The sequence below is a fragment of the Hydrogenophaga sp. YM1 genome (genome assembly GCF_016903055.1).
Lineage (GTDB): Bacteria > Pseudomonadota > Gammaproteobacteria > Burkholderiales > Burkholderiaceae_C > Hydrogenophaga > Hydrogenophaga borbori.
This window is the reverse complement of the sequence record NZ_CP070223.1, coordinates 2,085,403-2,112,202: the sequence shown is the minus strand read 5'-3', so window position 1 is coordinate 2,112,202 and position 26,800 is coordinate 2,085,403. Positions and strand designations below refer to the sequence as shown.

The 26,800-nt window shown below is 70.6% G+C and carries 25 protein-coding genes; 8 read left to right on the top strand and 17 right to left on the bottom strand.

Annotated features, from left to right (window positions below):
* Positions 1-55: 55 nt before the first annotated feature.
* The 3 genes from JNX00_RS09810 to JNX00_RS09800 are packed head-to-tail and all read right to left on the bottom strand — an operon-like array spanning position 56 to position 4,925.
* Positions 56-1,459, bottom strand: a complete 1,404-nt coding sequence (locus JNX00_RS09810) for an efflux transporter outer membrane subunit (RefSeq protein ID WP_239478297.1) — start codon at positions 1,457-1,459, stop codon at positions 56-58.
* A 29-nt stretch (positions 1,460-1,488) separates the two neighbouring features.
* Positions 1,489-3,498 (bottom strand): MacB family efflux pump subunit, encoded by a 2,010-nt coding sequence (locus tag JNX00_RS09805; RefSeq protein ID WP_239478296.1) that lies wholly within the window; start codon positions 3,496-3,498, stop codon positions 1,489-1,491.
* On the bottom strand, positions 3,495-4,925 hold the full coding sequence (locus JNX00_RS09800) for an efflux RND transporter periplasmic adaptor subunit (protein WP_204744831.1): 1,431 nt from the start codon (positions 4,923-4,925) through the stop codon (positions 3,495-3,497). Before JNX00_RS09800 ends, JNX00_RS09805 begins: the two co-directional genes overlap by 4 nt.
* A gap of 162 nt (positions 4,926-5,087) precedes the next feature.
* Here JNX00_RS09800 and JNX00_RS09795 point away from each other — a divergent pair, with 162 nt between their 5' ends.
* Entirely contained in the window at positions 5,088-6,614 is a 1,527-nt protein-coding gene (locus JNX00_RS09795; RefSeq protein WP_204744830.1) for an ATP-binding protein, read from the top strand.
* The gene (locus JNX00_RS09790) at positions 6,607-7,296 is read left to right on the top strand and encodes a response regulator (RefSeq protein ID WP_070397934.1); all 690 of its coding nucleotides are present in this window, start codon (positions 6,607-6,609) and stop codon (positions 7,294-7,296) included. Before JNX00_RS09795 ends, JNX00_RS09790 begins: the two co-directional genes overlap by 8 nt.
* 4 nt (positions 7,297-7,300) lie before the next feature.
* Here JNX00_RS09790 and JNX00_RS09785 read toward each other — a convergent pair whose 3' ends face one another.
* The 6 genes from JNX00_RS09785 to JNX00_RS09760 are packed head-to-tail and all read right to left on the bottom strand — an operon-like array spanning position 7,301 to position 11,949.
* On the bottom strand, positions 7,301-8,242 hold the full coding sequence (locus JNX00_RS09785; protein ID WP_204744829.1) for a zinc ABC transporter substrate-binding protein: 942 nt from the start codon (positions 8,240-8,242) through the stop codon (positions 7,301-7,303).
* Positions 8,239-9,144 (bottom strand): metal ABC transporter permease, encoded by a 906-nt coding sequence (locus JNX00_RS09780; RefSeq protein ID WP_204744828.1) that lies wholly within the window; start codon positions 9,142-9,144, stop codon positions 8,239-8,241. The genes JNX00_RS09785 and JNX00_RS09780 overlap by 4 nt, the downstream gene beginning before the upstream one ends.
* A gap of 58 nt (positions 9,145-9,202) precedes the next feature.
* Positions 9,203-10,009 carry a metal ABC transporter ATP-binding protein gene (locus JNX00_RS09775; protein ID WP_204744827.1) on the bottom strand — a complete coding sequence of 269 codons (807 nt, stop codon included), beginning with the start codon at positions 10,007-10,009 and terminating at the stop codon, positions 9,203-9,205.
* On the bottom strand, positions 10,006-10,941 hold the full coding sequence (locus tag JNX00_RS09770) for a zinc ABC transporter substrate-binding protein (protein ID WP_239478295.1): 936 nt from the start codon (positions 10,939-10,941) through the stop codon (positions 10,006-10,008). Before JNX00_RS09770 ends, JNX00_RS09775 begins: the two co-directional genes overlap by 4 nt.
* A gap of 32 nt (positions 10,942-10,973) precedes the next feature.
* A complete protein-coding gene (locus JNX00_RS09765) occupies positions 10,974-11,579 on the bottom strand; it encodes a DUF6162 family protein (RefSeq protein WP_204744826.1) in 606 nt (201 codons plus the stop codon).
* A gap of 31 nt (positions 11,580-11,610) precedes the next feature.
* Positions 11,611-11,949 carry a hypothetical protein gene (locus JNX00_RS09760; RefSeq protein WP_083292907.1) on the bottom strand — a complete coding sequence of 113 codons (339 nt, stop codon included), beginning with the start codon at positions 11,947-11,949 and terminating at the stop codon, positions 11,611-11,613.
* 326 nt (positions 11,950-12,275) lie between these two features.
* Between JNX00_RS09760 and JNX00_RS09755 the strand changes: the two genes are divergently transcribed.
* From JNX00_RS09755 to JNX00_RS09745, 3 genes are read left to right on the top strand one after another with little or no spacing between them, the layout of a single operon-like run.
* On the top strand, positions 12,276-12,986 hold the full coding sequence (locus tag JNX00_RS09755; protein WP_070397939.1) for an energy transducer TonB: 711 nt from the start codon (positions 12,276-12,278) through the stop codon (positions 12,984-12,986).
* 32 nt (positions 12,987-13,018) lie between these two features.
* The gene (locus tag JNX00_RS09750; protein WP_070397940.1) at positions 13,019-13,765 is read left to right on the top strand and encodes a MotA/TolQ/ExbB proton channel family protein; all 747 of its coding nucleotides are present in this window, start codon (positions 13,019-13,021) and stop codon (positions 13,763-13,765) included.
* A 4-nt stretch (positions 13,766-13,769) separates the two neighbouring features.
* Positions 13,770-14,180 carry a biopolymer transporter ExbD gene (locus JNX00_RS09745; RefSeq protein WP_070397941.1) on the top strand — a complete coding sequence of 137 codons (411 nt, stop codon included), beginning with the start codon at positions 13,770-13,772 and terminating at the stop codon, positions 14,178-14,180.
* 117 nt (positions 14,181-14,297) lie between these two features.
* Here the strand turns inward: JNX00_RS09745 and JNX00_RS09740 are convergent, their stop codons facing one another.
* Positions 14,298-14,705, bottom strand: coding sequence for a heme-binding protein (locus JNX00_RS09740; RefSeq protein ID WP_204744825.1), 408 nt, complete (start codon positions 14,703-14,705; stop codon positions 14,298-14,300).
* Positions 14,706-14,889: 184 nt separating this feature from the next.
* Here JNX00_RS09740 and JNX00_RS09735 point away from each other — a divergent pair, with 184 nt between their 5' ends.
* Together JNX00_RS09735 and JNX00_RS09730 are read left to right on the top strand one after the other, a co-directional pair.
* Positions 14,890-15,588, top strand: a complete 699-nt coding sequence (locus JNX00_RS09735; protein ID WP_204744824.1) for a Bax inhibitor-1/YccA family protein — start codon at positions 14,890-14,892, stop codon at positions 15,586-15,588.
* 108 nt (positions 15,589-15,696) lie between these two features.
* Positions 15,697-16,014, top strand: coding sequence for a hypothetical protein (locus JNX00_RS09730; protein WP_070398239.1), 318 nt, complete (start codon positions 15,697-15,699; stop codon positions 16,012-16,014).
* Positions 16,015-16,111: 97 nt separating this feature from the next.
* Here the strand turns inward: JNX00_RS09730 and rlmD are convergent, their stop codons facing one another.
* The 5 genes from rlmD to surE form a co-directional block, all read right to left on the bottom strand.
* A complete protein-coding gene (rlmD, locus tag JNX00_RS09725) occupies positions 16,112-17,530 on the bottom strand; it encodes a 23S rRNA (uracil(1939)-C(5))-methyltransferase RlmD (RefSeq protein ID WP_204744823.1) in 1,419 nt (472 codons plus the stop codon).
* Positions 17,531-17,645: 115 nt separating this feature from the next.
* Positions 17,646-18,431, bottom strand: a complete 786-nt coding sequence (locus JNX00_RS09720; protein WP_070397945.1) for a 3'-5' exonuclease — start codon at positions 18,429-18,431, stop codon at positions 17,646-17,648.
* Between the two features lie 12 nt (positions 18,432-18,443).
* Positions 18,444-19,337: a peptidoglycan DD-metalloendopeptidase family protein gene (locus tag JNX00_RS09715; RefSeq protein ID WP_204744822.1), complete on the bottom strand. Its 894-nt coding sequence runs from the start codon at positions 19,335-19,337 to the stop codon at positions 18,444-18,446.
* 77 nt (positions 19,338-19,414) lie between these two features.
* Positions 19,415-20,194, bottom strand: coding sequence for a protein-L-isoaspartate(D-aspartate) O-methyltransferase (locus JNX00_RS09710; protein WP_204744821.1), 780 nt, complete (start codon positions 20,192-20,194; stop codon positions 19,415-19,417).
* A complete protein-coding gene (surE, locus tag JNX00_RS09705; protein ID WP_116957820.1) occupies positions 20,191-20,973 on the bottom strand; it encodes a 5'/3'-nucleotidase SurE in 783 nt (260 codons plus the stop codon). The genes JNX00_RS09710 and surE overlap by 4 nt, the downstream gene beginning before the upstream one ends.
* Before the next feature lie 157 nt (positions 20,974-21,130).
* Here surE and JNX00_RS09700 point away from each other — a divergent pair, with 157 nt between their 5' ends.
* Positions 21,131-22,117 (top strand): NADPH:quinone oxidoreductase family protein, encoded by a 987-nt coding sequence (locus JNX00_RS09700; protein WP_204744820.1) that lies wholly within the window; start codon positions 21,131-21,133, stop codon positions 22,115-22,117.
* 1 nt (position 22,118) lies between these two features.
* On the opposite strand, the gene JNX00_RS09695 is transcribed toward JNX00_RS09700, so the two are convergent.
* Both JNX00_RS09695 and JNX00_RS09690 read right to left on the bottom strand, forming a co-directional pair.
* Positions 22,119-23,570, bottom strand: a complete 1,452-nt coding sequence (locus tag JNX00_RS09695) for an efflux transporter outer membrane subunit (protein ID WP_204744819.1) — start codon at positions 23,568-23,570, stop codon at positions 22,119-22,121.
* Positions 23,563-26,790 (bottom strand): multidrug efflux RND transporter permease subunit, encoded by a 3,228-nt coding sequence (locus tag JNX00_RS09690; RefSeq protein WP_204744818.1) that lies wholly within the window; start codon positions 26,788-26,790, stop codon positions 23,563-23,565. Before JNX00_RS09690 ends, JNX00_RS09695 begins: the two co-directional genes overlap by 8 nt.
* Positions 26,791-26,800 lie beyond the last annotated feature (10 nt).

Sequence of the window (26,800 nt, the reverse complement as noted above, 5' to 3'; positions counted from 1 at the left end):
GCCGCAGGTGACGCCCTCTTGAGGGGTTCGCGCGAAGCGCGAGCGGTGGGTGGCCTTAGGACAACGACGGGGACTCGACCCAGTCGCCGCCCAGGGCCTTGTAGAGATCCACCGCGGCCGTGAGGCGCGAGAGCTTCTGCGTGGCCAGCGCGTCCTGCGCCGAGAACAGCGTGCGCTGCGCGTCCAGCACCGAGAGCAGGTCGCCGCTGCCCTCGCGGTAGCGCAATTCGGCCAGTTGCAGCGAGCGCTGCGCCTGCGCCACCAGCTCGCGCTGCAGCGATTCCTGCCGCTCGCTGCGGGAGAGGTTGCCCAGGCCGTCGTCGACTTCCTTCAAGGCGGTGCGGATGGCCTTGCCGTAGTTCTCGATCAGCACCACGCGCTGCGACTCGGTGGTGCGCACCTGCAAGCGCTGGCGGCCGCCGTCGAAGATGGACTGCGCCAGCGACAGACCCAGCGAGACGCTGCGCGTGGGGTCGGCCAGGCTCAGCAGGGCCGAGGTGCCCAGGCCCAGCGAGCCCGACAGCGATACGCTGGGCAGCAGCGCCGCGCGCGCGGCGGCGACGTTGGCGTCGGCGGCGGCCAGCTGCGACTCGGCCGAGGCCAGGTCGGGCCGTCGCGTGAGCAGCGTGGCGGGCAGGCCCGGGGCGAGTTCGGGCACGCGCAGCTGCGAGAACGCGCCGCCGGCCGGCGTGTAGCCCTGCGGCACGCGGCCCAGGAGCAGGGCCAGGGCCGAGGCGGTCTGGCGCTGCTGCAGCTCCAGCGGGATCAGGGCGGTGCGCGCCGACAGCACCGTGGCGCGCTGCTGAGACACCTCCAGCGCCGTGGCCACGCCGTTGCGCTGGCGCGCCTCGACGATGCGCAGCACGCGCTCGGCGGTCTCCAGGTTCTGGCGCGCGATCACCAGGCGCTCGCCGGCACTGAGCCAGAGGAAGTAGTTGCCGGCCACGTCCGAGAGCAGGCCCAGGCGCACGGCGCGCCAGTCGTGCTGGCTGGCCTCGAACGAGGCCTCGCCCGCGCGCACGCCGGCGGCGATGCGGCCCCACAGATCCAGCTCATAGCTGATGGCCAGGCCCGCGCTGGTGGATTCGCGCGACGTGGACGGTGTGCCGGGCGCGTCGCTGCGGCCGGCGGTGGTGCCCAGGCTGGCGCCCACCGAGGGCAGGCGCGCGATGCCGGCCTGCTGCAGGGCGATGTCGGCCTGGCGCATGCGCTCCACGGCGATGCGCAGGTCGGCGCTGCCGGCCTGGGCTTCGTCCAACAGTTGCACCAGCGCGGGCGAACCGAAGCCCTGCCACCAGTCGGTGGTGAGCGCGGGCGAACCGGCTGTGGCGGCCGTGGCGTCCCACTGCGCGGGCATGTCCACCACAGGGCCACGCGCCGGGTCCTGCGTGATCGCGCAGGCCTGCAAGGTCAGTGCGCCGCTCAGCAGGGACAGCTTCAAGACAAGACCACGGTTCATTCCACTACTCCAGGCGCGGCGGGGGGTGTTCATTCGGACGCCAAAGCCACGACAGGGTCGAGCCGCGCGGCCTTGCGCGCCGGCAGGAAGCCGAAGATGAGGCCGGTGGCGAACGCACAGCCGAAGGCCAGCACCACCGGCGCAACGGAAAACTGAACGGCCGTGCCCGAGGCGCCCACCACGGCGGCCACGCCCAGGCCGACGACCACGCCGATGACACCGCCCAGGGCCGAGACCACCAGGGCCTCGATCAGGAACTGCTGCAGGATGTTGCGCGTGCGCGCCCCGGTGGCCATGCGGATGCCGATCTCTCGGGTGCGCTCGGTCACGCTCACCAGCATGATGTTCATCACCCCGATGCCGCCCACCAGCAGCGAGATCGCCGCGATGGAGCCGAGCAGCACCGTCATGGTGTTCTGCGTCTCGGTGGCGGTGTCGATGATCGACGCCATGTTGCGGATCTGGAAGTCGATCACGCCATGGCGCTCGGCCAGCAGCGACTCCACCGCCGACTGCGTCTCGTCGATGCGGGCCACGTCCTCCACCGCCACGGTGACATTGCGCAGGAAGCGCTGGCCCGACAGGCGCAGCTGGCTGGTCGCGTACGGCACCATGACGATGTCGTCCTGGTCGTCGCCGTTGGGCGAGGCGCCGCGCGTGCTCATGACGCCGATCACTTGAAAGATCAGGTTGTTCACCAGGATGTACTGGCCCAGCGGCTCCTGCCCGTCGGGGAACAAGGCCTTGGCCACGGTCTGGCCCAGCACGGCCACGGTGGCGTACTCCTGCTCGTCCTCTTCGCTGAAGAAGGTGCCACGCTCGACCTTCCACTGCCGCGCCAGCGGGAACTTGGACGAGGTGCCGCGCACGCTGCTGGCGTAGTCCGACTCGCCGAAGCGCAGCGTGACGCTGCTGGTCTGCTCGGGCACGGCGGCCAGCACGTTGGGCACCTCCTTGTCGATGGCCTGCACGTCGGCCAGCACCAGGGTGGCGATGTTCTGAAAGCCGCGCTGGTTGGGTGCGCCCGGGCGCACCAGCAGCAGGTTGGAGCCCATGGCGCTGATGCGGTCGATGACGGCCTGCTTGGCGCCGTCGCCGATGGCCAGCATGGCGATCACCGAGGCCACGCCGATGACGATGCCCAGCAGCGTGAGGATGGCGCGGAACACGTTGGCGCGCAGCGCGCGCAGGGCCGTCTTGGCGGCCTCGGCCACGTCGCCCAGGTGGGAGATGCGGCCGCGCCGCGGCGCCCAGTCGCGCGCCAGCTGCGCGGCCTCGCCCTGCGGCGGTCGCGGGCCGGGGTCGGCCACCACGTGGCCGTCCTTGATCTCGATCACGCGCTGCGCATGCGCGGCCACCTCGGCCGCGTGGGTGATGAGGATCACCGTGTGGCCCTGAGCCGACAGGTCCTTGAGCAGCGCCATCACGTCGGCGCCGCTCTTGCTGTCCAGTGCGCCGGTGGGCTCGTCCGCCAGGATCACGCGCCCGCCGTTCATGAGCGCGCGCGCGATCGACACGCGCTGCTGCTGGCCGCCCGAAAGCTGGTTGGGCCGGTGGTGCGAGCGCTCGCCCAGGCCCAGGGATGCGAGCAGCTCGGCCGCGCGCGCGTGGCGTTCGGCCGGCGGCACGCCGGCGTAGATGGCGGGCACCTCCACGTTGTCGGCGGCGGTGCCGGTGGCGATCAGGTTGTAGCTCTGGAACACGAAGCCGAAGGCGTCGCGGCGCAGCTCGGCCAGCTCGTCGCGCTCCAGCTCGGAGACATCGCGGCCCATGAAGCGGTAGCTGCCGGTGGTGGGCTTGTCCAGGCAGCCCAGGATGTTCATGAGCGTGGACTTGCCCGAGCCCGAGGCGCCCATGATGGCCACCAGTTCACCGGGGTAGATCCGCAGGTCGATGCCGTGCAGCACCTCGACCGCGAGCTCGCCGTTGCGGTAGGTCTTGGTGATGCCACGCAGGTCGATCAGCGGCAGGACCGCTTCGGCCGGCGGCGCGGCTGCTGGCCGCACGGCGGCATCGGGGGCGGCGGGCAGCTGGCTCATCGGCGCGCCCCGGCCGGTGCGGCCGCCGGCATGCCCCCCGGGCCGCCCGGCCCCCGCTGGCCCAGAGCCGAGCCCTGCGGGTTGTTGTTGCGCGGCTCGGCCTCGCGCGTGCCGGCGATGACACGATCGCCTTCCTTCAGGCCCGACAGCACCTCGGCGTGCACGCGGTTGCCGATGCCGATGGTGACCTCGCGCTCCTCGACCGTGCCGTCTGCGAGCAGGACCTTGACCTTGGCCTGGCGGGGACCGCGCGTGGCGCGCGGCGCGGCGCCGGGGCCGGCCGCGGCCTTGGGGCTTGCGTTGGGCGCCACTGGGGGTCTGGCTGCGGGCGCGCCGCCGCCCTGCCCTTGTTCGCGCGCCTGGCGGCGTTGCTCGCGCAAGCGCTCGCGCTCTTCGGGCGTCATCTTCTCGACAGCCTCGCGCCCCCCCGGCGCCGCGCGCTGGATCGTCAGCGCCGACATCGGCACCATCAGCACGTCGCGCGCCTGCGCCACCACGAAGAACACCTGCGCGGTCATCTGCGTCATCAGGCTCCGGTTGCTGTTCGGCACCTCGAACAAGGCGTTGTAGAGCACCACGTTGTTGGTCACCGTGGGCGTGGGCTCGATCTTTTTAAGCTCGCCATACCAACGCCGCCCCTGGCCGCCCAGAGTGGTGAAGTACACCGGCATGTCCTGGCGCAGCTTGCTCACGTCGGCCTCCGAGACCTGGGTCTGCACCGTCATCACCGACAGATCGGCGATGCGCAGCAGCGTGGGCGCCTGCTGGTTGGTGTTGAGCGTCTGGCCCTGGCGCGCGGTGATGCTGACCACGGTGCCCGCCATGGGCGCGTAGATCTTGGTGTATTTGAGGTTGGCCTCTTCCACGCGCATGCTGGCCTGCACCTGCTCCATCTGCGCCTTCAGCGAGTTGATCTGCGCGCGCGCGGTGCGCGCCGCCGTCTCGGCGTTCTGCAGGGTTTCGGCGGTGGTGGCCTCCTCGGCCATCAGGTTCTTCTGGCGCTGCAGGTCGCGCTCGGCCTTCACCAGGGCAAGCTCGCGTTCGGCCATCTGGGCCTGCTGCGAACGCAACTGCGCGCGGCTGGCGTCCACCCGCGCCTGCGAGGTTTCGGCGTCGATCTCGGCGAGCAGGTCGCCCTCCTTCACCTCGGTGCCCACCTCCACGTGCAGCTTGCGCAACTGGCCCGAGACCTGGGCGCCCACGTCCACGTAGTCGCGCGGCTGCAGCGAGCCCGTGGCCGCCACCTGGTCCTCGATATCGCCGCGCTGGATGGTGGCGGTGATGTAGGTGCTCCCGGTCTTGGCGCCGGGCCCCCATTGGAACCACCAGGCCGCGCCACCGCCCAGCAGGGCCAGGCCGGCCAGGATCAGGAGCGCGGTGCGCCAGGGGTGGCGGCGAACAGAGGAAGTCTTCTGGGTCGGGTTCATGGTCGGGTACGCGCCGCCGGGTGGAGCGGTTCTGTGGGGGCGGATGGTGCGGGGCAAATATGGAAAGAATGCGCACGGCGTGCGAAGACCGGTTCACACAAGGGCCTGGGCCTGGCGCCGGCCTTGCACAGTGTTTGCCAGATTCCGGTTTAGGCTCACCCCATGTCCGCCGGCCCGCTCCCCTCCTCCACACGCCCCCGCGCCTGGCTCTCACGCTTCGACTCGCTGCGCGTGAAGCTCTTCCTGGCCATCGCAGGCGCCAACGTGGTGCTGGTGATGGCGGCTTACCTCATCTACAGCTGGAGCTTCGACAAGGGCCTGGTCGAGTACCTGAACAAGGCCGACGAGACGCGCCTGCAGCCCCTGGTGGTGCGCCTGGCCAATGGCTACCGCGAGCAGGGCCACTGGGATTGGATCGTGAACGACCGCGAGCGCTGGTTCGAACTCTCGCGCGAGGTGCTGGGCTCCGGGCGCGTGCCGCGCCGCCCGGGCGAACAGGGCCAGCCGCCCGGCGCTGCGCCGCCCGCGGATGCGCCCGCGCCATCGGCCTCGCGCCCATCGGCCGACGCGCCGCCGCCCGGCAACCCGCCCGCGCTCACCATCGACCCGCGCCTGCTGCTGCTGGACGCCGAACGCCGCGTGCTCATCGGGCCCGAGTGGCGCGCCGAACAAGCCGTGTTCAAACCCATCACGGTGGACGAGCGCCTGGTCGGCTACCTGGGCTATGTGCCGCGCCTGCAGATGGTGGCCTCGCTGGAGCGCGTGTTCCAGGCGCAGCAGGCGCGCACCTACGCGGCCATCGCGCTCGGCCTGTTCGCGGCCGTGCTGCTGAACGCGGCGCTGATCGCGCACTGGCTGTCGCGCCGCTTGCGCGCGCTGGGCGCGGGCACCACCGCCATCGCGCAGGGCGACTACGGGGTGCGCCTGAACGCCCAGGGCCACGACGAGCTGGCCCAGCTCGCCGACGGCTTCAACCGCATGGCCGAGTCGCTGCAGGCCGCGCGCCAGGCGCGCCAGCAGTGGATCGCCGACATCGCCCACGAACTGCGCACGCCGCTGGCCACGCTGCGCGCCGAGATCGAGGCGCTGCAGGACGGCATTCGCCGGCCCGACGCGGCCAACCTCGACTCGCTGGCGCAGGAGGTGAACCGCCTCACGCGCCTGGTGGACGACCTGCGCCTGCTCTCCCTGTCCGACCTGGGCGCGCTGGACTACCGCTTCGCGCCGCTGGACCTGGGCCCCTTCGTGGCCGACTACCTGCACGACGCCACCGCGCGGCCGGGCCGGCGCCTGCAGCTGCACACCGACCTGCCCGCGGGCCTGCGCGTGCGCGCCGATGGCGACCGGCTCGACCAGGTGCTGGCCAACCTGCTGCAGAACACGCGGCGCTACACCAACGACCCGGCCACGCTGAGCGTGCGCCTGGCGCGCGAGGGACAGGAAGCGCGCCTGAGCTGGGAAGACTCCGCGCCCGGCGTGCCAGCCGAGGCCCTGCCGCGCCTGACGGACCGGCTCTACCGCGTGGACGAATCGCGCGCCAGCGCCAGCGGCGGCTCGGGACTGGGCCTGGCCATCGCGCGCGCCATCATCGAAGGCCATGGCGGCCGCATGACCGCCTCGGCCAGCGCGCTGGGCGGGCTGCGCTGGGACATCTGGCTGCCGCTGCACACGGAGGCCGCGCATGGCTGAACCGGCGGGCCGCATCCTCATCGTCGAGGACGAGAACAAGATCGCCGGCGTGCTGCTCGACTACCTCGCGCAGTCGGGCTTCGAGACGCACCACCTCACACGCGGCGACGAGGTGGAGGGCTGGCTGGCCGAGCACCCGGTGGACCTGGTGCTGCTGGACCTGATGCTGCCCGGCAAGAGCGGGCTGGACGTGTGCAAGGCCCTGCGCAGCGGCCAGCCCGGCCGGCCGGCACCGGCCATCGTCATGGTCACGGCGCGCGTGGAGGAAATCGATCGCCTGCTGGGCCTGGAGCTGGGCGCCGACGACTACATCTGCAAGCCCTTCAGTCCGCGCGAGGTGGTGGCGCGCGTGAAGGCGGTGCTGCGCCGGGGCAGGCACGCGCCCGCCAGCGCGCCGGGCGGCCTGCAACTGGACGAAGCCGCCTGGCGCGCCACGCTCGACGGCCATGACCTGGGCCTGACCGTGGTGGAATTCCAGCTGCTCAAGGTGCTGAGCGCGCGGCCGGGCCGCATCTTTTCGCGCGAGCAGCTCATGGACGCGATGTACCGCGACGAGCGCATCGTCTCCGACCGCACGGTGGACAGCCACATCAAGAAGCTGCGGCGCAAGATCGAGGACGCCGCGCCAGGCCGCGACCTGATCCACTCGGTGTACGGCCTGGGCTACAAGTACGAGCCCTGAGGGCTCAGGGCGCCAGCGCGCCCAGGCGCTCGGCATTGACCTGCAGGTCGGCCAGCGGGTCGCGGCCCTCGGTCTGCAGCACGATCAACCGCGCGCCGGCCTCTTGCACGGCCTGCGCCACGGCGGGCGGCGGCTCTCGGTGGTGCAACGCGGCGGCCACCGAACCGTCGCGCAGGCGCTGCGTCAGCGCCGCCAGGGATTCGGTTGTCCAGGCCGCATCGTCCTCGCGCGAATCGGTGCCCACCAGGTCCAGGTTGAAGCCGCTCACCAGATAGTCCAGTCGGTCGGACAGGCTGAACACCGAGAGATTGGCCGCGCGCGCCAGGCGGGCCTCGCTCATCGCGGTAACGGCCAGCAAGCGCTGGCGCAGCGCGGCCACGTTGTCCTGCAGGCGGGGCCTGGCGTGCGGCACCAGGCGCGACACGTCGGCCGCGATCACGTCGGCCATGCGGCCCAGGTTCACGGGGTCGAGCCAGGGCAGCGCGGCCGCCGGGTCCACGCCCTCGCGCAGCGCGATGCCGGGGAGCGAGGCGTCGAGCGGGCGCGCGGCGTCGATCTCGATCAGGCGGATGTTCTGGCGCCGCGCCAGCGGAAACAGCGGGTCGTCGGGCCAGATGGAACGCAGCGCGATCACCGCGTCGGCCTGGCGCGCGGCCTGGGCCAGGCCGGCCGCGCCGCGGCTGCCGAAGAAGGCGAGCTGGCGGTTCGCCGGCAGTGTCTCGGGCACGGGCCGCAGCACCGCGATGCCGGTGCCTTGCACCACCGTTTGCGTGAGCGAGGCCACCACGGGGTGCGCGACCAGCAGGCGCGCGGGCGCGGCGGGGGCCGCGGCAGACGGCGCGGCGGGGGTGGCGGTCTGGGCGTGCGCGGCCAGCGGCGCGGTGGCGGCCAGCAGCGCCGCCAGACAGGCGCCGCCCAGGCGGCGGCAAACGGAGCGCGGGTTCATCCGGCGTGTCCTTTGAGGGCGGGCGTGAAGCCGCGAACGATGGCGGCGAGCCCGAACAGCGCGCCGGCGGTGAGGATGATGGCTGCGCCCGAAGGCACCGGCAGCTCGAGTTCGATCGGCACCAGGATGCCGACCTGCGTGCTGAGGGTGGCGATGAACACGCTCAACCAGAAGAAGCCCCGCAGCGACAGGCTCAGCAGGCGCGCGGCCGCCGCCGGAATGATCAGCAGCGCCCCCACCAGGATGGCGCCGATGACCTTGACCGAGGCCACGGTGACCAGGGTCACCAGCACCACGAACAGGTAGTCCAGCAGCTTCACGCGCACGCCGCGCACGCTGGCCAGCTGCGGGTTGAAGCTGGCCAGCATGAAGCGGTTGTAGAGCGGCAGCGTGAGCGCCACCACCAGCGTGGCCACCACCAGCAGCACCAGCAGGTCGCTGGTGTCTACCGTGAGCACCGAGCCGAACAGCACGTTCTCCAGGATGTGGATGTTCACGCGGCCCGACAGCACCAGCAGCAGGCTGGCGCCCAGCGAGAGCGAGACCGCGAGGAAGACGCCGATCAGCGTGTCCGGCGACAGGCCGGTGCGGTTGCGCAGGTACATCAGCAGCAGGCCAAACAGCGTGCAGTAGGCGAACAGGCTGCCGTAGGGCCCGGTGTAGGGCTCGCCCAGCAGGATGCCGATGGCCACGCCGGTGAGCGCCGCGTGGCCCACGGCCTCGGAGAAAAAGGCCAGGCGCTTGACCACCACCAGCGTGCCCAGGCCACCGAGCACGGGGCCGATGCACAGGCCCGCGAGCACGGCGTTGACCACGAAGCCATAGCTCAGCGAATTCGGCAGCACGCCTTGCTCGGCCAGGTGCTGGATGGCGTGGCGCAGGGACTCGATCCATCCGGTCATTGGGAAGCCTCCGCGCAACGCGCTGCGGTGCGAGCCCCTTCGGGCGGCCGTGCGCGGCTCATGCCGCCACCTCCTCGACCGCGTCCTCGTGCCGCTGGCGGTGCGAGAACAGCGCCAGCACGCGCTGCGGCGTCAGCGCCTCGGCGGGCGTGCCGTCGAACAGCACCTGGCGGTTCAGGCCGCTCACCCGGTCGGCCAGCCGCGCGACGGCGTCCAGGTCGTGTTCGATCCACAGCACCGTGGTGCGCCGCTCGCGCCAGTGCGCCAGCAAGTCTTCGAACACGCGCATGCCGGCCTCGTCGAGCGCGGACATGGGTTCGTCGAGCAGGATCAGGTCGGGCGCGGGGATCAGGGCCTGCGCCAGCAGCACGCGCTGGCGCTCGCCGCCCGACAGCGCCCCCATGCGGCGCCGCGCCTTGTCCCACATGCCCACCCGCCGCAAGGCCTGCTCCACCGGCGCCTGCCAGCGCCGCGACAGGCCCAGCAGCACCGGACGGCGCTGGCACACGGCCCCCATGAAGTCCAGCACCGTCATCGGCAGGCCGGCGTCGAAGGCCAGGGCCTGCGGCACGTAGCCCACCACGCCGGGCCGCTCGCCCGGCCACTCCAGGGCGATTCGGCCGCGGTGCGGCACCTGGCCCAGCAGGGCCTTGAACAGCGAACTCTTGCCGCCGCCGTTGGGCCCCACCAGGGCGTGCACGCCAGCGGCGGCCACGCGCAGGTCCACGCCCTGCAGGATCGCGGTCTGGCCAAGGGTGAGAGAGACCCGGTCGAACGCCAGGGCGGGCCCGCCGCGACCCGCTGGCCCGGCGAGTTCGGGGGGTAGCGACCCGCGCGGCGGCGTGGCATGGAGAGCCGCGCTCACGCTGCCTCCTGGATCGCGCGCACCACGGTGGCGAGGTTCTTCGCGATGTCCTGTTCGAACTTCTCGGCCGTGTAGGGCCCGTGCGAGATGTGCGTGAGCGCGTACAGGCGCACGCCGGTCTCGCGGCGGATGGTGTCGACGTAGGCCGAGGGGAAGTCCATCTCCGAGAAGATCACCTTCACGTCGAGCGCACGGATCTGATCGATGGTGCCCTTGAGCTGGGCCGGGCTGGGCTCGATGCCGTGTGCCGGCTCCACCACCGCCGCCACCTCCAGGCCGAACTCGCGCAACAGGTAGTCGTAGGCACCGTGGATGGTGGCGATGCGGAAATCGGCACCGGGCGTTTTCACCAGTTGGCCGAGCGCGTCGGCGCGCAGCTTGCGCAGCCTCTGCGCGTAGGCGCGGGCATTGGCGGTGTAGGCGGCGGCATTGGCGGGGTCGATCTGGCCGAGCGCGCGTGCGATGGTGTTGACCTGCGAGATGGAGGCCGTGACCGACAGGAAGGTGTGCGGGTTCACCACCTTGCCCGAGGTGCCGCGCCCCGCGCCCACGGCCGCCAGCAGCGGCACCTGGGCGTTGGCCTCGATCACCCGAAGGTCGGGCTTCTCGCTGGCCTTGATCATGCGGCCCGCGAAGTCGTCGTGGCCCACGCCGTTGAGCACGATCGCGTCGAGCGAGGCGATGCGCTTGATGTCTTCGGTGCGCGGCTCGTAGGCGTGCGGGTTGAAGCCGGCGGGAATCACGGGCACCACCTCGGCGCGCTCACCCACGATGTTGGCGACGTAGCTGTAGTAGGGGTGCAGGGTCACGCCCACGCGCAGGCGCCTGGCTTGGGCGAAGGCGGGCAGGCCGGTGGCGGCCAGCGCCAGGGGCGTGCTGGCCAGGGCCGCGAGCAGGCGGCGGCGCGCGAAGGGCGTCTGAAGGTCTTGCATGGTGATGTGTTCGGTGAATGTCGGCGCTGGGCTCAGTGCGCGGTGTCCTTGCGCGTCACGCCGGCGTCGTAGCGCGTGACCACCTGGCGCCAGCCCTGGCGCACCAGCGCCGGGCCGTCGATGCCCTCGGGCCAGGCCACGGGGCCTTCGCGCTGGATCCAGATCTCGACCGCGTGCTCGTGCGCGTGCCCATCGGCGGCGGGGCCGACCGTGGCCGGTACGCGCAGCAGCAGGGACGCGGCCACCTGCGGCTCGGGGCTGCGGCCGACGAAAGCCAGGTCCTGCCCCTGCGGGCTCGACCGCCACTCGTGCGCACCGCGGGCGCGCGCTTCGGGGCCGGGGGCGAAGGGCGGCAGGCCCAGTTCGCGCAGGCGGTCCAGCGTGGGCATGGCCTGGTCTTCGTCGCGCAGCGCGGCGATCTCATCGGCGGCGACCAGCAGGTCGGCGTGCACGCCCTGCTCGGCCGCGTTCAGTTGCGTGCGCGCGTCCACCTGGTGCGTGGCCAGGGCCACGGCAGCCGGCGCCTGCGATCGCACGCCGACGACCAGCGCCGCCAAGGCGAGCACACCCGCCGCGGCGAGCAGCACCCACAGGGTTTCGTGGCCGGCGCCCGCCGGCCTCACCACTTGGGTGCTCATGCGGACAGCTCCGTGCGGCGCGCAGCGGCGCTCATGGCTTCACGTCGGTGTGGTCCACCTCGACCGAGTGCTCGCCGCCGTCTTCCAGGCGCACGAAGTACTCGCCCTCGGGCAGGCGGAAGCGCCAGGTGGAGTCGCCACCCAACGTGCCTTTGGCCAGCACGCGCTCGTCGTAGGCTTTCACCGAGACGGCCATGCCGGCCGCGTCGCTGCCGTCGGAGAACTCGCCCTTGCACTGCACCATGTTGTCGGCGGCGGGCTGGCAGGCCAGCAGCAGGCTGTGCGCGGAGGACAGGCCGGGCCAGGCCAGCGCGCCGGTGAGCAGGACGGGGGCCCACCAGGCGGTGGGACGGGACAGGAAAGGGGGCATGGGTGTATCGGGCGGGTTCGTCGATGAGCCTGAATCATAAATGAGAATTGTTTTTACTCTCAGAAAGAGAAGGGGCTCACCTGCCAGAATCGATCGAGGCGGCCCGCGCCGAAGAGCACAATGGGGATCTGCGGTGTGCCGACGGAATTTTTTTGCGCCGACCATGAGAATGCGAAACATTCTCGTTTAGAATGCCTCCACTTTCCTGTCACACCCCGTGTGCGCCGCCGTCGCGAAAGGATGTTCTCCATGATCACAGGCCTCGTCGTTCACGTTGCCAGTCTCATGCTGACCCTGATCGCGCTGTACTGGATCTTTCGACGCGAATGAGTTTTGAAACGACCGTCTCCGTACCGACCCCGTCGCGGCGCCTGAACCGCCGCCTCGCCGTGGTCGGCTCGGTGCTGGGCTTTCACGTGCTGGCGGTCTGGGCCTTGCAGAGCGGCTTGCTGCGCCGCGCGGTGGAGCTGGTGATTCCCGTGGAGGTGATGGCCGAGCTCATCGAGCCGCCGCAGCCCCAGGTGACGCCCGAACCGCCGGCCCCGGCGCCGCCCGCGCCCAAGCCGCCGCCACCCAAGCCGCGCCCGGCCCCGCCGCCGCCGCGCCCGCTGCCGGTGGCCACGCCCTCGCCTGCCCCGGCGCCGATCCAGGCCGCACCGCCCGAGCCTGTGGTGCCGGCGCCGCCGGCACCCGTGATGCCCGCGCCCCCGCCCGCTCCCCCGGCACCGCCCGCGCCTGCGCCCGTGGTGACCCTCCCCTCCAGCCAGGCGGACTACCTCAGCAACCCCAAGCCCGCCTATCCCTCGCTGTCCAAGCGCATGGGCGAACAAGGACGGGTGCTGGTGCGTGCCTTCGTCGACACCAAGGGCATGCCCAGCCGGGTCGAGGTGGCCCGATCCAGCGGCTTCGAGCGGCTGGACAAGACCGCCGTCGACACCGTGCTGCGCTGGCGCTTCGTGCCCGGCAAGCGCGGTGGTGAACCCGTGGCCATGTGGGTCGAGGTACCGATCGTTTTCGAATTGAACTTTTCGAACTGAAGTCAACCGCTTTTCTCAGGAGCCCGCTTTTCATGGATTCGCCGTTCGTCTCATCCGGCCTCGCCCACGTTTGGACCCAGGGTGACTGGGTCACCCGCAGCGTCGCCCTGGTGCTGCTGACCATGTCGCTGGCCTCGTGGATCATCATCCTGTGGAAAGCCCTGGACCTGCGCGCGCAGCGCGCCCAGGCGCGCGGCGTCGAAGGCTTCTGGCACAGCAGCGACTTCGCCGAAGGATTGGAAAAACTCGGCGACGCCGAAGGCAACCCTTTCCGCACCGCCGCCATCGAGGGCCGCGAGGCCGCCCGCCACATCACCCACCAGGACGGCGCCAGCCGGCCGCAGCTGCACGACAACCTGGACGTGAGCGACTGGATCGAGCGCGCCCTGCGCAAGAGCGTGGACGACTTCACCATCCGCGCCCAGGGCGGCCTGTCGGTGCTGGCCTCGGTGGCGTCCACCGCGCCCTTCGTCGGCCTGTTCGGCACGGTCTGGGGCATCTACCACGCGCTGCTGAGCATCGGCAGCTCGGGCCAGGTGGCCATCGACAAGGTCGCCGGCCCGATCGGCGAGGCACTGATCATGACGGCCCTGGGCCTGCTGGTGGCCATTCCCGCCGTGCTGGGCTACAACGCACTGGTGCGGGGCAACAAGGCCGTGCTGCACAAGCTCAACCGCTTCGCGCACGACCTGCACGCCTACTTCGTCACCGGTGCCCGCGTGAGCGTGGGCGCCGAGGGCAAGGTCCTGCCCATCAAGCAGCAGCAACAGCGGGGTTGATCACATGGCCATTGGCACGCAAGACACCAGCGACGAAGTCATGAGCGAGATCAACATGATCCCGTTCATCGACGTCATGCTGGTGCTGCTCATCATCTTCATCATCACGGTGCCGGTCATCCAGCACGCGGTGAACATCGACCTGCCGCAAGCGAGCGTCGAAAAGGTGCAGGACAAGCCCGAGAACATCCGCTTCTCGGTGAACGCCGAAGGCCAGTACTTCTGGAACGACCAGCGCCTGGCCGATGGCGAACTGGCGGGCAGGCTCAGCGCCGCCGCCGCGCAAGACCCGCAGCCCGAGCTGCACATCCGCGGCGACAAGGCCGTGCGCTACGAGCGCGTGGCCCTGGCCATGGCCGCGGCGCAGAAGGCCGGGCTGCGCAAAATCGGTTTCATCACGGAGCCCACGCCCTGAGGGGCGGGGACCGCGTCACGTATCGTGGGGCGACCCGGGGATTCTCCATCCCCGAGCGTCGTTTTTAGCCAGCCAGGGCGGTCACCCGCCGTTAGCCAGGCGTTTTTTACCCGATCCTCAAAGACCGAGCGCGGCGATGCCAGCACGGGCGATCTGCGCGTCCTCGCTCGACTTCACGCCGCTCACGCCGACGGCGCCGATGCACTGGCCGTCCTTCATCACCGGCACACCGCCCTCCAGCATGCCTTGCAGCTGCGGCGCACTCAGGAACGAGGTGCGGCCCTGATTGATGACGTCCTCATAGACCTTGCTCTCGCGGCGGCCCAGCGCGGCCGTGTGCGCCTTGGCGGGCGCGATGTGGGCCGAGATGGCCGGCGCGCCGTCCAGGCGCTGCAGCCACAGCAGGTGGCCGCCGTCGTCCACGATGGCGATGGTCACGTTCCACTGGTTCTTCAGGGCCTCGGCCTCGGCGGCGGTGGCCATGGCCTTGACGTCGGCGGCGTCGAGCTGGTGTTTGGTCTTCATGAACGTCTTTCTGTATTCAGGATCGAAAAGCGGGGAAAGCCCGACGATAACCCGGCGATTCCTCACCCGACAGTCACAACTGCCCTCACCGCACGCCCACGGGCGCCAGCCAGGAATTTGAGGGCCCCAAGGAACCTCGTGCACAATGCCAGAGTCTTACGGCAGACTTAAGGAGAATTCCACCATGTCCGACCACGTGCAAACCAACGGCCGCTTCGGCACCGCTGTTTCGGCCAGCGCCACGGAACGCAACCGCGTGCTGCGCAACACCTACTGGCTGCTCGCGCTGTCCATGCTGCCCACGGTCCTGGGCGCTTGGGTGGGCGTGAGCACCGGCATCACCGCCAGCCTCACGGGCGGCCTGGGCCTGATCGTCTTCCTGGGCGGCGCCTTCGGCTTCATGTTCGCGATCGAAAAGACCAAGAACTCGGCCGCCGGTGTGCCGATCCTGCTGGCCTTCACCTTCTTCATGGGCCTGATGCTGTCGCGCCTGCTGGCGATGGTGCTGGGCTTCTCCAACGGCGCCAGCCTGATCATGATGGCCTTCGGCGGCACCGCCGCTGTGTTCTTCGGCATGGCCTCGCTGTCCACCATCATCAAGCGCGACCTGTCGAACATGGCCAAGTTCCTGTTCATCGGCGCGATCCTGATCGTGGTGGCCGCCGTGGCGAACGTGTTCATCCAGTCCAGCGCGCTGATGATCACCATTTCCGTGCTGGCCGTGGGCGTGTTCTCCGCCTTCATCCTGGTCGACCTCAAGCGCGTGCAGGACGGCGAGGAAACCAACTACATCAGCGCCACGCTGGGCGTGTACCTGAGCCTGTACAACGTGTTTCAGAGCCTGCTGATGCTGCTGGGCGTGTTCGGCGGCGACCGCGAGTGAGCCGTTTCACCCCGTGAAAGAAGGGCCTTCGGGCCCTTTTTTCTTGGCCAAGGCCGTCAAGTTCCGGCCCGGCCCGCCGAAATGCAAGGGCAAGCCACCAAGACCACCATGCGACGTCCCGCCCTCCTCCTGCTCACACTCGCCAGCACCTGGCTGGCCGGCTGCGATGCCCTGGGCATCGAGACCGCCACGCAGGTGAATGCCCGCAAGGAGTCGGAGGGCCGCGCCATCGGCAGCGCCTGCCGCCACGCGGTGCGCAGCATCGAGTCCTGCTTCCAGACCAACCCGCGCGCGGGCAAGGCCGCGGTGTTCGCGGGCTGGCGAGAGATGGACCAATACATGCGGGACAACAACGTCGTGGGCATGCCTTCCGAGGGCGAGGCGGCCCCTGCCGAGAAGGCCTCGTCGGACAAGCCGACGTCCTGACGGCTTCTGGCCTCCACCTTGCGGAGCTGGCGGACGCCGGGCGCCCTGCTCGGCGAATGTCCTGCGGACGGCTGCGCCGTCCTCCTCCGTTACTTCGCTACGCAGGGCGCTCAGCGTCTGCCAACTCGAACACGGCCATGCTCTCGACATGCGCGGTGTGCGGGAACATGTTCACTGCACCCGCCGCCACGCAGCGGTAGCCGGCCTGGTGCACCAGAAGACCCGCGTCGCGCGCCAGCGTGGCGGGGTTGCAGCTCACGTAAACGATGCGCGTCGGGGGCGTCCAAGCGCCCCGCAGTTCGGGTTGCTGGTGCAGATCGGCCAATGCCTTGACCAACGCAAAGGCGCCTTCCCGGGGCGGATCGACCAGCCACTTCTGCGCCACGCCATCGGCCACCAACTGCTCGGGCGTCATCTCGAACAGGTTGCGGGCGGCAAAGCGCGTGGGCGCGAAGGCCCGCGCCCGGCCTTCGCCATTGCGCGCCAGGTTCTCGCGCGAGCGGGCGACCAGGGCTTCGCTGCCCTCCACGCCCAGCACCTCGCGTGCCGTGGTGGCGATGGGCAGGGTGAAGTTGCCCAGACCGCAGAACCAGTCGATCACGCGCTCGTCGGCGCGCGCGTCCAGCAGGCGCAGCGCGCGCGACACCAGCACGCGGTTGATCGACGGATTGACCTGCGTGAAATCGGTGGGCCTGAAGGGCATGACCACGCCGAACTCGGGCAAGGCATAGCTCAGTTCCTCGCCGCCCTCGTCGAGCCGGCGCACGGTGTCGGGGCCCTTGGCCTGAAGCCACCACTGCACGCCATGCCGCTGGCCGAAGGCGCGCAGGCGCGACAGGTCGTCCTCGCTCAGCGGCTCCAGGTGGCGCAGCACCAGCGCGGTGACGCTGTCGCCGCAGGCCAGTTCGATCTGCGGGCAGGTTTCGCGCGCGTCCATCTCGAAGATCAGCTCGCGCAGCGGCGCCAGCATGTCGCTCACGTGCGGTGGCAGCACCAGGCACACGCCCATGTCGGCCACGTAGCGGCTCTTGCGCTCGTGAAAGCCGATCAGCACCACGCCCTTCTTGTGCACGTGGCGCACCGACAGGCGTGCGCGGTGGCGGTAGCCCCAGGCGGGGCCTTCGATCGGGCGCAGGATGGTCTCGGCGCGCACCTTGCCCAGGTGCCAGAGGTTGTCCTCCAGCACACGCTGCTTGATGGCCACCTGCGCGGCCGGGTGCAGGTGCTGCATCTTGCAGCCGCCGCAGGCGCCCGCGTGCAGGCCGAAATGCGGGCATCGGGGGCGCACGCGCTGCGAGGACTCGCGGTGCACCGCCGTGGTGGTGGCGGCTTCCCAGTTGTTCTTTTTGCGGTGAACGGAGACGCTGACCTGCTCGAAAGGCAGCGCACCCTCGATGAACACCACCTTGCCGTCGGCGCGGTGGGCGATGCCCTGGGCCTCGATGTCCAGGGACTCGACGGCAAGCGAACCGTCGGGATAGGCGGGGGATGTGTGGGGAGGAGACTCTGCGGACATCCCGCGATTGTCTCAGGCCGGCCGAAAGCGGCCGTGTCGTTGCCGGACCGCCCCCAGGCGACATGGCCCCCTCGGGGGGCAGCGACCCGCGCAGCGGCGAAGCGTGGGGGCTACGTCAAGCCCAGGCCGCCAGGTATTCCTGCCAATGCGGTTCGCCCGGCGCCAGGCCACCCAGCGTCTCCTTCACGTAGGCGATCTCGCGTTCGTACTCGTCGGGCGTGAAGCCGCCGCGCATTTTCTGGAAGCGGCAGTACATGAGGTAGGTGTTCATCACGTCCGTCTCGCAGTAGCGGCGGATGGCGTCGGTCTGCCCTGCGAGGAACTGCGGGTAGACCTGAGAGCCGTCCATGCCCAGCTTGCCGGGAAAGCCGCAGAGCTTGGCCAGGCTGTCCAGGGGCGCGTTGTTCTTCGGCGTGTACATGGCCAGCAGGTCCATCAGGTCCAGGTGGCGCATGTGGTAACGGCCGATGTAGTTGTTCCACTTGAACTCGCGGTCGTCCTCGCCCATGTCCCAGTACTTGTTGGCTTCCAGGCCGTGGCGCAGGCCGCGGTAGTGCAGCACCGGCAGATCGAAGCCACCGCCGTTCCAGCTCACGAGCTGGGGCACGTGCTTCTCGATCGCCTGGAAGAAGCTCTGGATGACCTTGGCCTCGCTCTGGCCGTCCTTGTCGACGAAGGAGTGGATGCGCAGGCCCTCGGCATTGCGGAACACGCAGCTGATGACCAGCACGCGCTGCAGGTACAGGGGCATGAAGTCGCTCTGCCCCTTTTCTTTGCGCTCGGCCACCCAGGCGGCGTGGACCTGCTCATCGCTCAGCTCGGCGCCGGCCCCGCGCAGCGCGCGCAGGCCGTCCACGTCCGGAATGGACTCGATGTCGAAGACGAGGACGGGCCAGGCCATGCGCGGCCGGGCTCAGCGCTTGGGCAGGTGGGCCAGCGGGTCCACCGGCTTGCCCTGGCGGCGCACCTCGAAGTGCAGCTTCACCCGGTCGGCGTCGCTGCTGCCCATCTCGGCGATCTTCTGGCCCTGGCGCACCGACTGGTTCTCGCGCACCAGCAGCGCCTGGTTGTGCGCGTAGGCCGTGAGGTAGGTGTTGTTGTGCTGCAGGATGATGAGGTTGCCGTAGCCGCGCAGGCCGGCGCCCGCGTAGACCACGCGCCCATCGGCCGCCGCGACCACGGGGTCGCCGATCTTGCCGCCGATGCTCACGCCCTTGTTGGTGTTCTCGTCGAAGCCCGCGATGACCGGGCCCGAGGCCGGCCACACGAACTGGATGTCGTCGCCCGCCGCCGCGGGGGCCGGCGTGGGCGCCGGGGCGGGCGCGGGCGCGGGCGCCGCGGACGGGCTCGTTTCGCTCAGTGGCCGCGAGGCCACGCTGCCGCTGTTGACGGGCGCCGTGCCCACGCTGGGCGCCGGTGCCGGGGCTGGCGCTGCTGCGGTGGGCGGCACCACGCGCAGCAGCTGGCCGACCTCGATGGCATTCGGGTTGGGCAGGTTGTTCCAGGTCGCGATGTCGCGGTAGTCCTGGCCGGCGTTGAGGGCGATGCGGTACAGCGTGTCGCCAGGCTGCACCGTCACATAGCCCACGCGGGGCTGCGCGGCGGCAGGGGCCGGGGTGGCCGTTGCCGACTCCGCGGCGGGCCGGGATGTGCCCCGGTCGTCGACCGGCGCGGGACGCGCCACGCGCTGCGAGCCGCAAGCGCTCACGAGCAGGGCCAAGCCGAGCACGGACCAGGTCAGCGCGCGCTGGGCTGTGCGCCCCTGCGCCCGGGTATGACCCAGGTCGTGTCTTGCCATTTGGTTCATGAAGACTCCACCATTGTCTTGCGGGCCCCGAAGGGGCCCATTTCGATACACGCTCGACGCCGGCAAGGGCGGGACCGTCAGGCGAGGCCCGATTTTAGGGGCACGAAATGAACGGCCTCGAGCTCGGTGCGGACCACGCCATTGGCGGTTTTGTCAACCACCACGAGGTTCTGTCGACCGGCGGCCGTGACGGCCGGTGCCACCAGCCGGCCGCCGACCGCGAGCTGATCGATCCAGGCGGCGGGCAGATCGTTCCCGCCGGCCGCCGCGATGATGCCCGCATAGGGCGCTCCCTGCGGGAAACCCACCATGCCATCGCCGAAGAGCAGGTGCAGATTGGGCACGCGCAAGGCGCGCAGGTTGTCGCGCGCCTTCTCGTGCAGGCTGCGGATGCGCTCGATGCTGTAGACCTCCTTGGCCACGCGGGCCAGCACGGCGGCCTGGTAGCCGCAGCCGGTGCCGATCTCAAGCACGCGCCCCAGCGGCTGCGCGCGCGCCTGGCACAGCAGCTCCACCATGCGCGCCACCACGCCGGGCTTGCTGATGGTCTGGCCCTGGCCGATGGGCAGGCTGGTGTCCTCGTAGGCCTGGTTCACCAGCGCCGAATCGACGAAGCGGTGCCGCTCCACCGCGAGCATGGCCGCCACCACCGCCGGGTGAGAGATGCCCTGCCCCTGCAGCTTGCGCACCATGGCGGCGCGCACGGCGGCCGAGTCCATGCCGACGCCGCTGGGCCGGACCGGGGCGTGCGCGGGCGCTGCATCGGGCTTGTGCTGGCGCGCGGGTACAGGGGCTGGCGTGCCAGCCGGCAGGCGGGCCGGAAAACCCGGGCGCTGGCGCGGCGGCGGCGCTTTCATGCGCCCTCCTTCGAGAGCGCGGCCGCCGTGGGCACCCAGTAGGCCAGGGTGTCGTGGTCGGTCAGGTCCACCTGCAGGGGCGTGAGGCTGACGTAGCCCTGTTGCGTGGCGTGGAAGTCGGTGCCTTCGGCCTCGTCGCGGGCGGGACCGGCGCTGCCGATCCAGTACATGGTCTCGCCGCGCGGGTTGACCTGGGCGATCACTGGTTCGGCCGCGTGACGGCGGCCCAGGCGCGTGACCTTCACGCCGCGGATCTGCTCGGCGGGCCGGCACGGAATGTTGACGTTGAGCAGCCAGGCCTGGCCGCGCTGCTGCATCTCGGGCAGCGAAGGCAGCAACTGCTGCACCAGCTCGGCGGCCTTGGTGGCGGCCACATCCAGGTGGGCCCAGCCCCGCTCGGTCTGCGAAAACGCGATGGCGGGCACGCCGAACAGGTAGCCCTCCATGGCTGCGCCGACGGTGCCCGAGTAGATGGTGTCGTCGCCCATGTTGGCGCCGTTGTTGATGCCGGAGATCACCAGGTCGGGCCGGTAGCCCAGCAGGCCGGTGAGCGCGATATGTACACAGTCGGCGGGGGTGCCGTTGACGTAGCGGAATCCGTTGGCGGCGGTCTGCACGTAGAGCGGCGAGTGCAGGCTCAGGGCGTTGCTCTTGGCGCTGTTGTTGTGCTCGGGCGCGACGACCTCGACCTCGACGCCCGGCAGGGCCTTGACGGCGTCGTACAGGGCGACGAGGCCCTTGGCCTGGAAGCCGTCGTCGTTCGAGATCAGGATTTTCATGGGCGAAATTCTATTGATCCGGGGTGTGGCGCTTTCTTCTTATCCCGGGTGGCCTTGCGGCGTCGGCCACGCCCGTCGCCCAAGGGACAAGGCCCCCTGCGCGAATGCAAAACCGGTGCCTATCATGCCCCGCCCCCATTCCAAGAGGAGACCCACCATGCACGCCTGGCTGTGCGAGAACCCCATCGGCGTCGACGCCCTGCAATGGAAGGAACTGCCCACGCCCGAACCCGGCGCGGGCCAGGTGCGCCTGCGCATCGAGGCGGCCAGCCTGAACTTCCCCGACCTGCTCATCGTGCAGAACAAGTACCAGATGAAGCCGCCGCTGCCCTTCGTTCCCGGCAGCGAATACGCGGGCGTCGTCGAGGCCGTGGGCGACGGCGTCCAGCACCTCAAGCCGGGCCAGCGCGTGGCCTGCCTCAGCGGCACCGGCGGCTTTGGCACCCACACCCTGGCGCCCGCCGCGCTGTGCATGCCCCTGCCCGACGGCTTTCCCGCCGTGGACGCGGCCGCGTTCATCATGATCTACGCCACCTCGTACCACGCGCTCATGGACCGCGCGCAACTCAAGGCGGGCGAGACGGTGCTGGTCCTCGGCGCGGCCGGCGGCGTGGGCACGGCCGCCATCCAGATCGCCAAGGCCGCCGGCGCGCGCGTGATCGCGGCCGCCTCCAGCGACGAGAAGTGCGCGCTGTGCGCCTCGCTCGGCGCCGACGCCACCATCAACTACGCCCAGCACGGCCCCCTGGGCGGCCTGCGCGACGAGATCAAGCGCCTCACCGGGGGCAAGGGCCCGGACGTGGTCTACGACCCCGTGGGCGGCGACTTCGCCGAGCCGGCCTTCCGTTCCATCGCCTGGCGCGGGCGCTACCTGGTGGTGGGTTTCGCCAGCGGACCCATTCCCAGCCTGCCCCTCAACCTGGCGCTGCTCAAGGGCGCCAGCATCGTGGGGGTGTTCTGGGGCGACTTCGCCAAGCGCGAGCCCCAGGCCAACGCGGCCATGATGCAGGCCCTGGCCGGCATGTACGCCAAGGGCCAGGTGAAACCGGTCATCGACCAGACCCTGCCCATGGCCGAGCTGCGCAAGGCCTACGCGATCATGGGATCGCGCTCGGTCAAGGGCAAGCTGGTGCTGGTGAACTGAGTCAGCGCGCGGCGGTGGTCGCCGCCCCCGCCGACCAGCCACCGCCGATGGCCCGGTACACCGCCACCAGCGCGGCCGCCGTGCCCACCTGGGCCTGCACCAGCTGCTCCCGGATCGACAGCACCTCGCGCTCGGCCTGCAGCACGGCCTGGAAGTCGGTCACGCCGGCCTCGAAGCGCGCGCGCGCCAGTTGCGCGGCCTCGTCGGCGTGGCGCGCGGCCTCCAGCAGGCGCCCGGCGCTTTGCGCGTGGCGGTTGTAGCCGCTGAATGCGCCCTCGGTTTCCTCCAGCGCCAGCGCCACGGTCTGCTCGAACACCACCAGGCCCTGCTGGGCGCGCGCCTCGCTGGCCGCCACGCGCGAGCGGATGGCGCCGAAGTCGAACGGCGTCCACGACAGGCCCACGCCGAGCGCGTAGCGCGCCGCATCGCTGGTGAATAGGTCGCCCAGGCGCGCGGCGTTGAAGCCCAGCAGGCCGGAGAGCGAGATCCTCGGGTACAGCTCACTGCGCGCGATGCCGATGCCCGCGGTGGCGGCGGCGAGCCGGCGCTCGGCGGCGATCACGTCGGGCCGGCGCTGCAGCCACTGCTGCGGTGTGCCCACCGGCAGCGCGGCCAGGTCCGTCACCGGCAGCGACGGCAGGGGCCGCTGCGTGGACAGCTCGGCCAGCACCGCGCGCGGCGGCTGGGCGCTGAGCGTGGCCAGGCGGTAGGCGGCGGCCTCGACGCCGGCCTGCAGCGCGGGCAGCAGCGCCTCGGTGCTGGCGACCAGGGCGCGCGCGCCGGCCACGTCGAGCTGGCGCGCACGACCAGCCTCCAGCCGCGCCTCGGTGATGCGCAGCGACTCGCGCTGGTTCGCCAGGCTGGCCTCGGTCACGCGCTGGCGCTCCTGCAGGCCGCGCAATTCCAGGTAGTAGCGCGCCACCTCGGCCGCCACGGCCGTGTGGGCCGCGTGCAGGCCGGCCTCGCTCGCGCTCACCTGCGCGGCGGCGGCCTCGCGCGTGCGGCGCACGCGGCCGAACAGGTCGAGCTCCCAGCCGGCGACGAAGCTGGCGTCGAAGCTGTTGCCGGTGCGCTCGCTGCGCGAGGCGCCGGGCTGCTGGGTCAGCGGCGTGACCGCGCGCTGCGCGCTGCCTTCGATGGCCACGCCGGGCCGCGCGGCCGCATCGGCCTCGCCTTGCAGCGCCCGCGCCTCCTGCAGGCGCGCCTGCGCGAGGCGGATGTCGGTGTTGGCCGCCAGCGCGCGCTCGATCAGCGCGTCCAGCGCCGGGTCGTTGAAGGCGCGCCAGAAGCGCGCGATGTCCTCGCCCGGCGCCTGGGCGTTGCTGCCGCTGGCGCCGGCGTTGATGAAGCGCTCGTCCAGCGCCACGGTCGGCGCCTGGTGGTCAGGGCCCACGGCGGCGCAGCCGGTGAGCAGCGCAGCCAGTGCGGCGGCGCAAAGGCACCACTCACGCATGTTGGGCCTCCGTCTCGTCCTGCCCCAGGCGGTGCGCGCGGCGCGAGCGCAGCAGCGCGTAGAACACCGGCGTCATGAAGATGCCGAACAGCGTGACACCCACCATGCCCGAAAACACCGCGATGCCCATGGCGCGGCGCATCTCGCTGCCCGCCCCGCTGCCCACGATGAGCGGGATCACGCCCGCGCAGAAGGCGATGGAGGTCATCAGGATGGGCCGCAGCCGCATGCGGCAGGCGTGCACGATGGCGTCGACCAGCGTCTCACCGCGCTCTTCCAGTTCCTTGGCGAACTCCACGATCAGGATCGCGTTCTTGCACGCCAGGCCCACCAGCACCACCAGCGCCACCTGGGTGAAGACGTTCAGGTCGCCCGGCTGCATGAAGGGCGGGAAACTGGACAGCCACACGCCGAACAGCGCCGACAGGATGCCCATGGGCACGATCAGCACGATCACCAGCGGCAGCGTCCAGCTCTCGTATTGGGCGGCCAGCACCAGGATCACCAGCAGCACCGAAATCAGCAGCACCGCCGCCAGCACCGGCAGGGTGATGTGCGTGCCCGGCACGGTGAAGTCGCGCGTGAGCCGGTCCTGGTAGCTGAGTTCGGTCCACTCGTAGGTCATGCCGCGCGGCAGCGTGCGCTGCAGCAGGGTCTCGATCTCGCCTTCGGCCTGGCTCGACGAGAAGCCCGGGTTGGGCGCGCCGTTGATGTCGGCCGACGGGTAACCGTTGTAGCGCGTCACGCGCGTGGGACCGAAGCTGGGCTCCACCGTCATGAGCGCGCCCAGCGGCACCATCTCGCCCGCGGCGTTGCGCGTCTTCAGGTTGGTAATGGCCTCGGCGTCGGCGCGGAACGGCGCGTCGGCCTGCACCACCACCTGGTAGGTGCGCCCGAAGCGGCTGAAGTCGTTCACGTAGAGCGAGCCCAGGTTCACCTGCATGGTGTCGTAGATGTCGGCCAGGTGGATGCCCATCTGCTTGGCGCGCGTGCGGTCGACGTTGGCGTAGAGCTGCGGTACGTTGATGTCGTAGCTGGAGAACGGCGTGCCCACGGCCGACTTCGGGTTGGCGTACACCTGCCCCAGCGTGCCCCAGACCGCGCCGTACAGCGCCTGCTCGCCCAGGCCACCGCGGTCCTGCACCTGCAGCTTGAAGCCGCCCACGTTGCCCAGGCCGTCCACGGCCGGCGGCGGCACCACGAACATGCGCGCGCCCTGGATCTGCTGGATCGCGCCATTCACCTGTCCCAGGATGGCTTCCTTGCTCATCTCGGGCGAGGTGCGCTCCTCGAACGGCGCCAGGCCAAAGAAGATGATCCCTTCGTTCGGCGCGGCCGAGAAGCCCGCGATCGACAGGCCCGGGAAGCCCACCGAGTCGATCACGCCGGGCACCTTGAGTGCGATGTCGGTCATCTCGCGGATCACGGCGTCGGTGCGGTCGATGGAGGCGCCCGCCGGCAGTTGCGCGATGCCGATGAGGTACTGCTTGTCGGGCGCGGGCACGAAGCCGGCCGGGATGCGCGCGAACAGCAGGCCTGTCACCCCCAGCAGCACCGCGTACACCACCAGCGAGACGGTTTTGTGCCGCACGATGTAGCCGACGCGGCGGCCATAGCCTTCGCTGCGGCGGTGGAAGGCGCGGTCGAACCAGCGGAAGAAGCGGCCGAAGACCTTGTCCATGGCGCGCGTCAGCCGGTCGGGCGACTGGTCGTGCGGGTGCAGCATCAGTGCCGACAGCGCCGGGCTCAGCGTGAGCGAGTTGAAGGCCGAGATCACCGTGCTGATGGCGATCGTCACCGCGAACTGCTTGTAGAACTGGCCCGTGAGGCCGGGAACGAAGGCCAGCGGCACGAACACCGCGCACAGCACCAGGGCGATGGCGATGATGGGCCCGGAGACCTCGCGCATGGCCTTGATGGTGGCCTCGCGCGGCGACAGGCCCTCCTCGATGTTGCGCTCCACGTTCTCCACCACCACGATGGCGTCGTCCACCACGATGCCGATGGCCAGCACCAGGCCGAACAGCGTGAGCGTGTTGATGGAATAGCCCAGCAGCAGCAGGAAGGCGAAGGTGCCCACGATGGACACCGGCACCGCCAGCAGCGGGATGAGTGAGGCGCGCCAGGTCTGCAGGAAGACGATGACCACCAGCACCACCAGCGCGATGGCCTCCAGCAGCGTGGCCACGACCTTCTCGATCGAGGTCTGCACGAAGCGCGTGGGGTCGTAGACGATGTCGTACTGCACACCGGGCGGAAAGCCCTTGGACAGCCGCTCCATGGTCTCGCGCACGCTGTTGGACAGCGCCAGCGCGTTCGAGCCCGGGGCCTGGAAGACGGCGATGGCCGCGGCCTCCTTGTTGTTGAGCAGGCTGCGCATCGCGTAGGTGCCGGCCGCCAGTTCCACGCGGCCGACGTCGCGGATGCGGATCAGCCCGCCCGTGGCCGGATCGGTGCGCACGATGATGTCGGCGAACTCCTCCTCGGTCGTCAGCCGGCCCTGCGTGTTCACCGAGAGCTGGAACTCCGTGCCCTTGGGCGCGGGCGGCGCGCCCACCGTGCCGGCGGCCACCTGCGCGTTCTGCTCGCGGATGGCGCCCACCACTTCGGCGGTGGTGAGGTTGCGCGCGGCCAGCTTGCCCGGGTCCAGCCAGATGCGCATGGCGTAGTCGCCAGCGCCGAACAGGAACACCGAGCCCATGCCGGGCAGGCGCAGCAGGTCGTCGCGCACGTTCATCTGGCCGTAGTTGCGCAGGTACAGCGCGTCGCGGCTGTTGTCCGGGCTCAGCAGGTGCACCACCATCGTCAGGTTGGGACTGCTTTTTTCGGTGGTCACGCCGATCTGGCGCACGATGTCCGGCAGCCGGGGCAGCGCGCGGTTGATGCGGTTCTGCACCGCCGTCTCGGCCGCCTCGGGGCTGGTGCCGATCTTGAACGTGACGGTGAGCGCCATGCCGCCGTCGGCCGTGGCCGACGAGTCGTAATAGAGCAGGTTTTCGATGCCGCTGATCTGCTCCTCCAGCGGCGTGGCCACGGTTTCGCTGATGACGCGCGGGTTGGCGCCTGGGTACTGGGCGCGCACCACGATCTGAGGCGGCGCGACCTCGGGGTACTCGGACAGCGGCAGCTGGAAGATGGCCAGCGCGCCGACCAGGAACAGGAAGATCGACAGCACGGCCGCGAAACGCGGCCGGTCGATGAAGAACCGGGAGATGTCCATGCGGGCGCTC

Bases quoted from the DNA above. Each gene is read 5' to 3' on its own strand.
- JNX00_RS09720 (WP_070397945.1), bottom strand. From the start codon at position 18,431: ATGGCCTGGCCCGTCCTCGTCTTCGACATCGAGTCCATTCCGGACGTG.
- JNX00_RS09695 (WP_204744819.1), bottom strand. From the start codon at position 23,570: ATGCGTGAGTGGTGCCTTTGCGCCGCCGCACTGGCTGCGCTGCTCACC.
- JNX00_RS09700 (WP_204744820.1), top strand. From the start codon at position 21,131: ATGCACGCCTGGCTGTGCGAGAACCCCATCGGCGTCGACGCCCTGCAA.
- JNX00_RS09795 (WP_204744830.1), top strand. From the start codon at position 5,088: ATGTCCGCCGGCCCGCTCCCCTCCTCCACACGCCCCCGCGCCTGGCTC.
- JNX00_RS09740 (WP_204744825.1), bottom strand. From the start codon at position 14,705: ATGAAGACCAAACACCAGCTCGACGCCGCCGACGTCAAGGCCATGGCC.
- JNX00_RS09780 (WP_204744828.1), bottom strand. From the start codon at position 9,144: ATGACCGGATGGATCGAGTCCCTGCGCCACGCCATCCAGCACCTGGCC.
- JNX00_RS09805 (WP_239478296.1), bottom strand. From the start codon at position 3,498: ATGAGCCAGCTGCCCGCCGCCCCCGATGCCGCCGTGCGGCCAGCAGCC.
- JNX00_RS09745 (WP_070397941.1), top strand. From the start codon at position 13,770: ATGGCCATTGGCACGCAAGACACCAGCGACGAAGTCATGAGCGAGATC.
- JNX00_RS09760 (WP_083292907.1), bottom strand. From the start codon at position 11,949: ATGCCCCCTTTCCTGTCCCGTCCCACCGCCTGGTGGGCCCCCGTCCTG.
- JNX00_RS09690 (WP_204744818.1), bottom strand. From the start codon at position 26,790: ATGGACATCTCCCGGTTCTTCATCGACCGGCCGCGTTTCGCGGCCGTG.
- JNX00_RS09710 (WP_204744821.1), bottom strand. From the start codon at position 20,194: ATGAAAGCGCCGCCGCCGCGCCAGCGCCCGGGTTTTCCGGCCCGCCTG.
- JNX00_RS09800 (WP_204744831.1), bottom strand. From the start codon at position 4,925: ATGAACCCGACCCAGAAGACTTCCTCTGTTCGCCGCCACCCCTGGCGC.
- JNX00_RS09730 (WP_070398239.1), top strand. From the start codon at position 15,697: ATGCGACGTCCCGCCCTCCTCCTGCTCACACTCGCCAGCACCTGGCTG.
- JNX00_RS09785 (WP_204744829.1), bottom strand. From the start codon at position 8,242: ATGAACCCGCGCTCCGTTTGCCGCCGCCTGGGCGGCGCCTGTCTGGCG.
- rlmD (WP_204744823.1), bottom strand. From the start codon at position 17,530: ATGTCCGCAGAGTCTCCTCCCCACACATCCCCCGCCTATCCCGACGGT.
- JNX00_RS09810 (WP_239478297.1), bottom strand. From the start codon at position 1,459: ATGAACCGTGGTCTTGTCTTGAAGCTGTCCCTGCTGAGCGGCGCACTG.
- JNX00_RS09735 (WP_204744824.1), top strand. From the start codon at position 14,890: ATGTCCGACCACGTGCAAACCAACGGCCGCTTCGGCACCGCTGTTTCG.
- JNX00_RS09715 (WP_204744822.1), bottom strand. From the start codon at position 19,337: ATGAACCAAATGGCAAGACACGACCTGGGTCATACCCGGGCGCAGGGG.
- JNX00_RS09765 (WP_204744826.1), bottom strand. From the start codon at position 11,579: ATGAGCACCCAAGTGGTGAGGCCGGCGGGCGCCGGCCACGAAACCCTG.
- JNX00_RS09755 (WP_070397939.1), top strand. From the start codon at position 12,276: ATGAGTTTTGAAACGACCGTCTCCGTACCGACCCCGTCGCGGCGCCTG.
- JNX00_RS09750 (WP_070397940.1), top strand. From the start codon at position 13,019: ATGGATTCGCCGTTCGTCTCATCCGGCCTCGCCCACGTTTGGACCCAG.
- JNX00_RS09770 (WP_239478295.1), bottom strand. From the start codon at position 10,941: ATGCAAGACCTTCAGACGCCCTTCGCGCGCCGCCGCCTGCTCGCGGCC.
- JNX00_RS09790 (WP_070397934.1), top strand. From the start codon at position 6,607: ATGGCTGAACCGGCGGGCCGCATCCTCATCGTCGAGGACGAGAACAAG.
- surE (WP_116957820.1), bottom strand. From the start codon at position 20,973: ATGAAAATCCTGATCTCGAACGACGACGGCTTCCAGGCCAAGGGCCTC.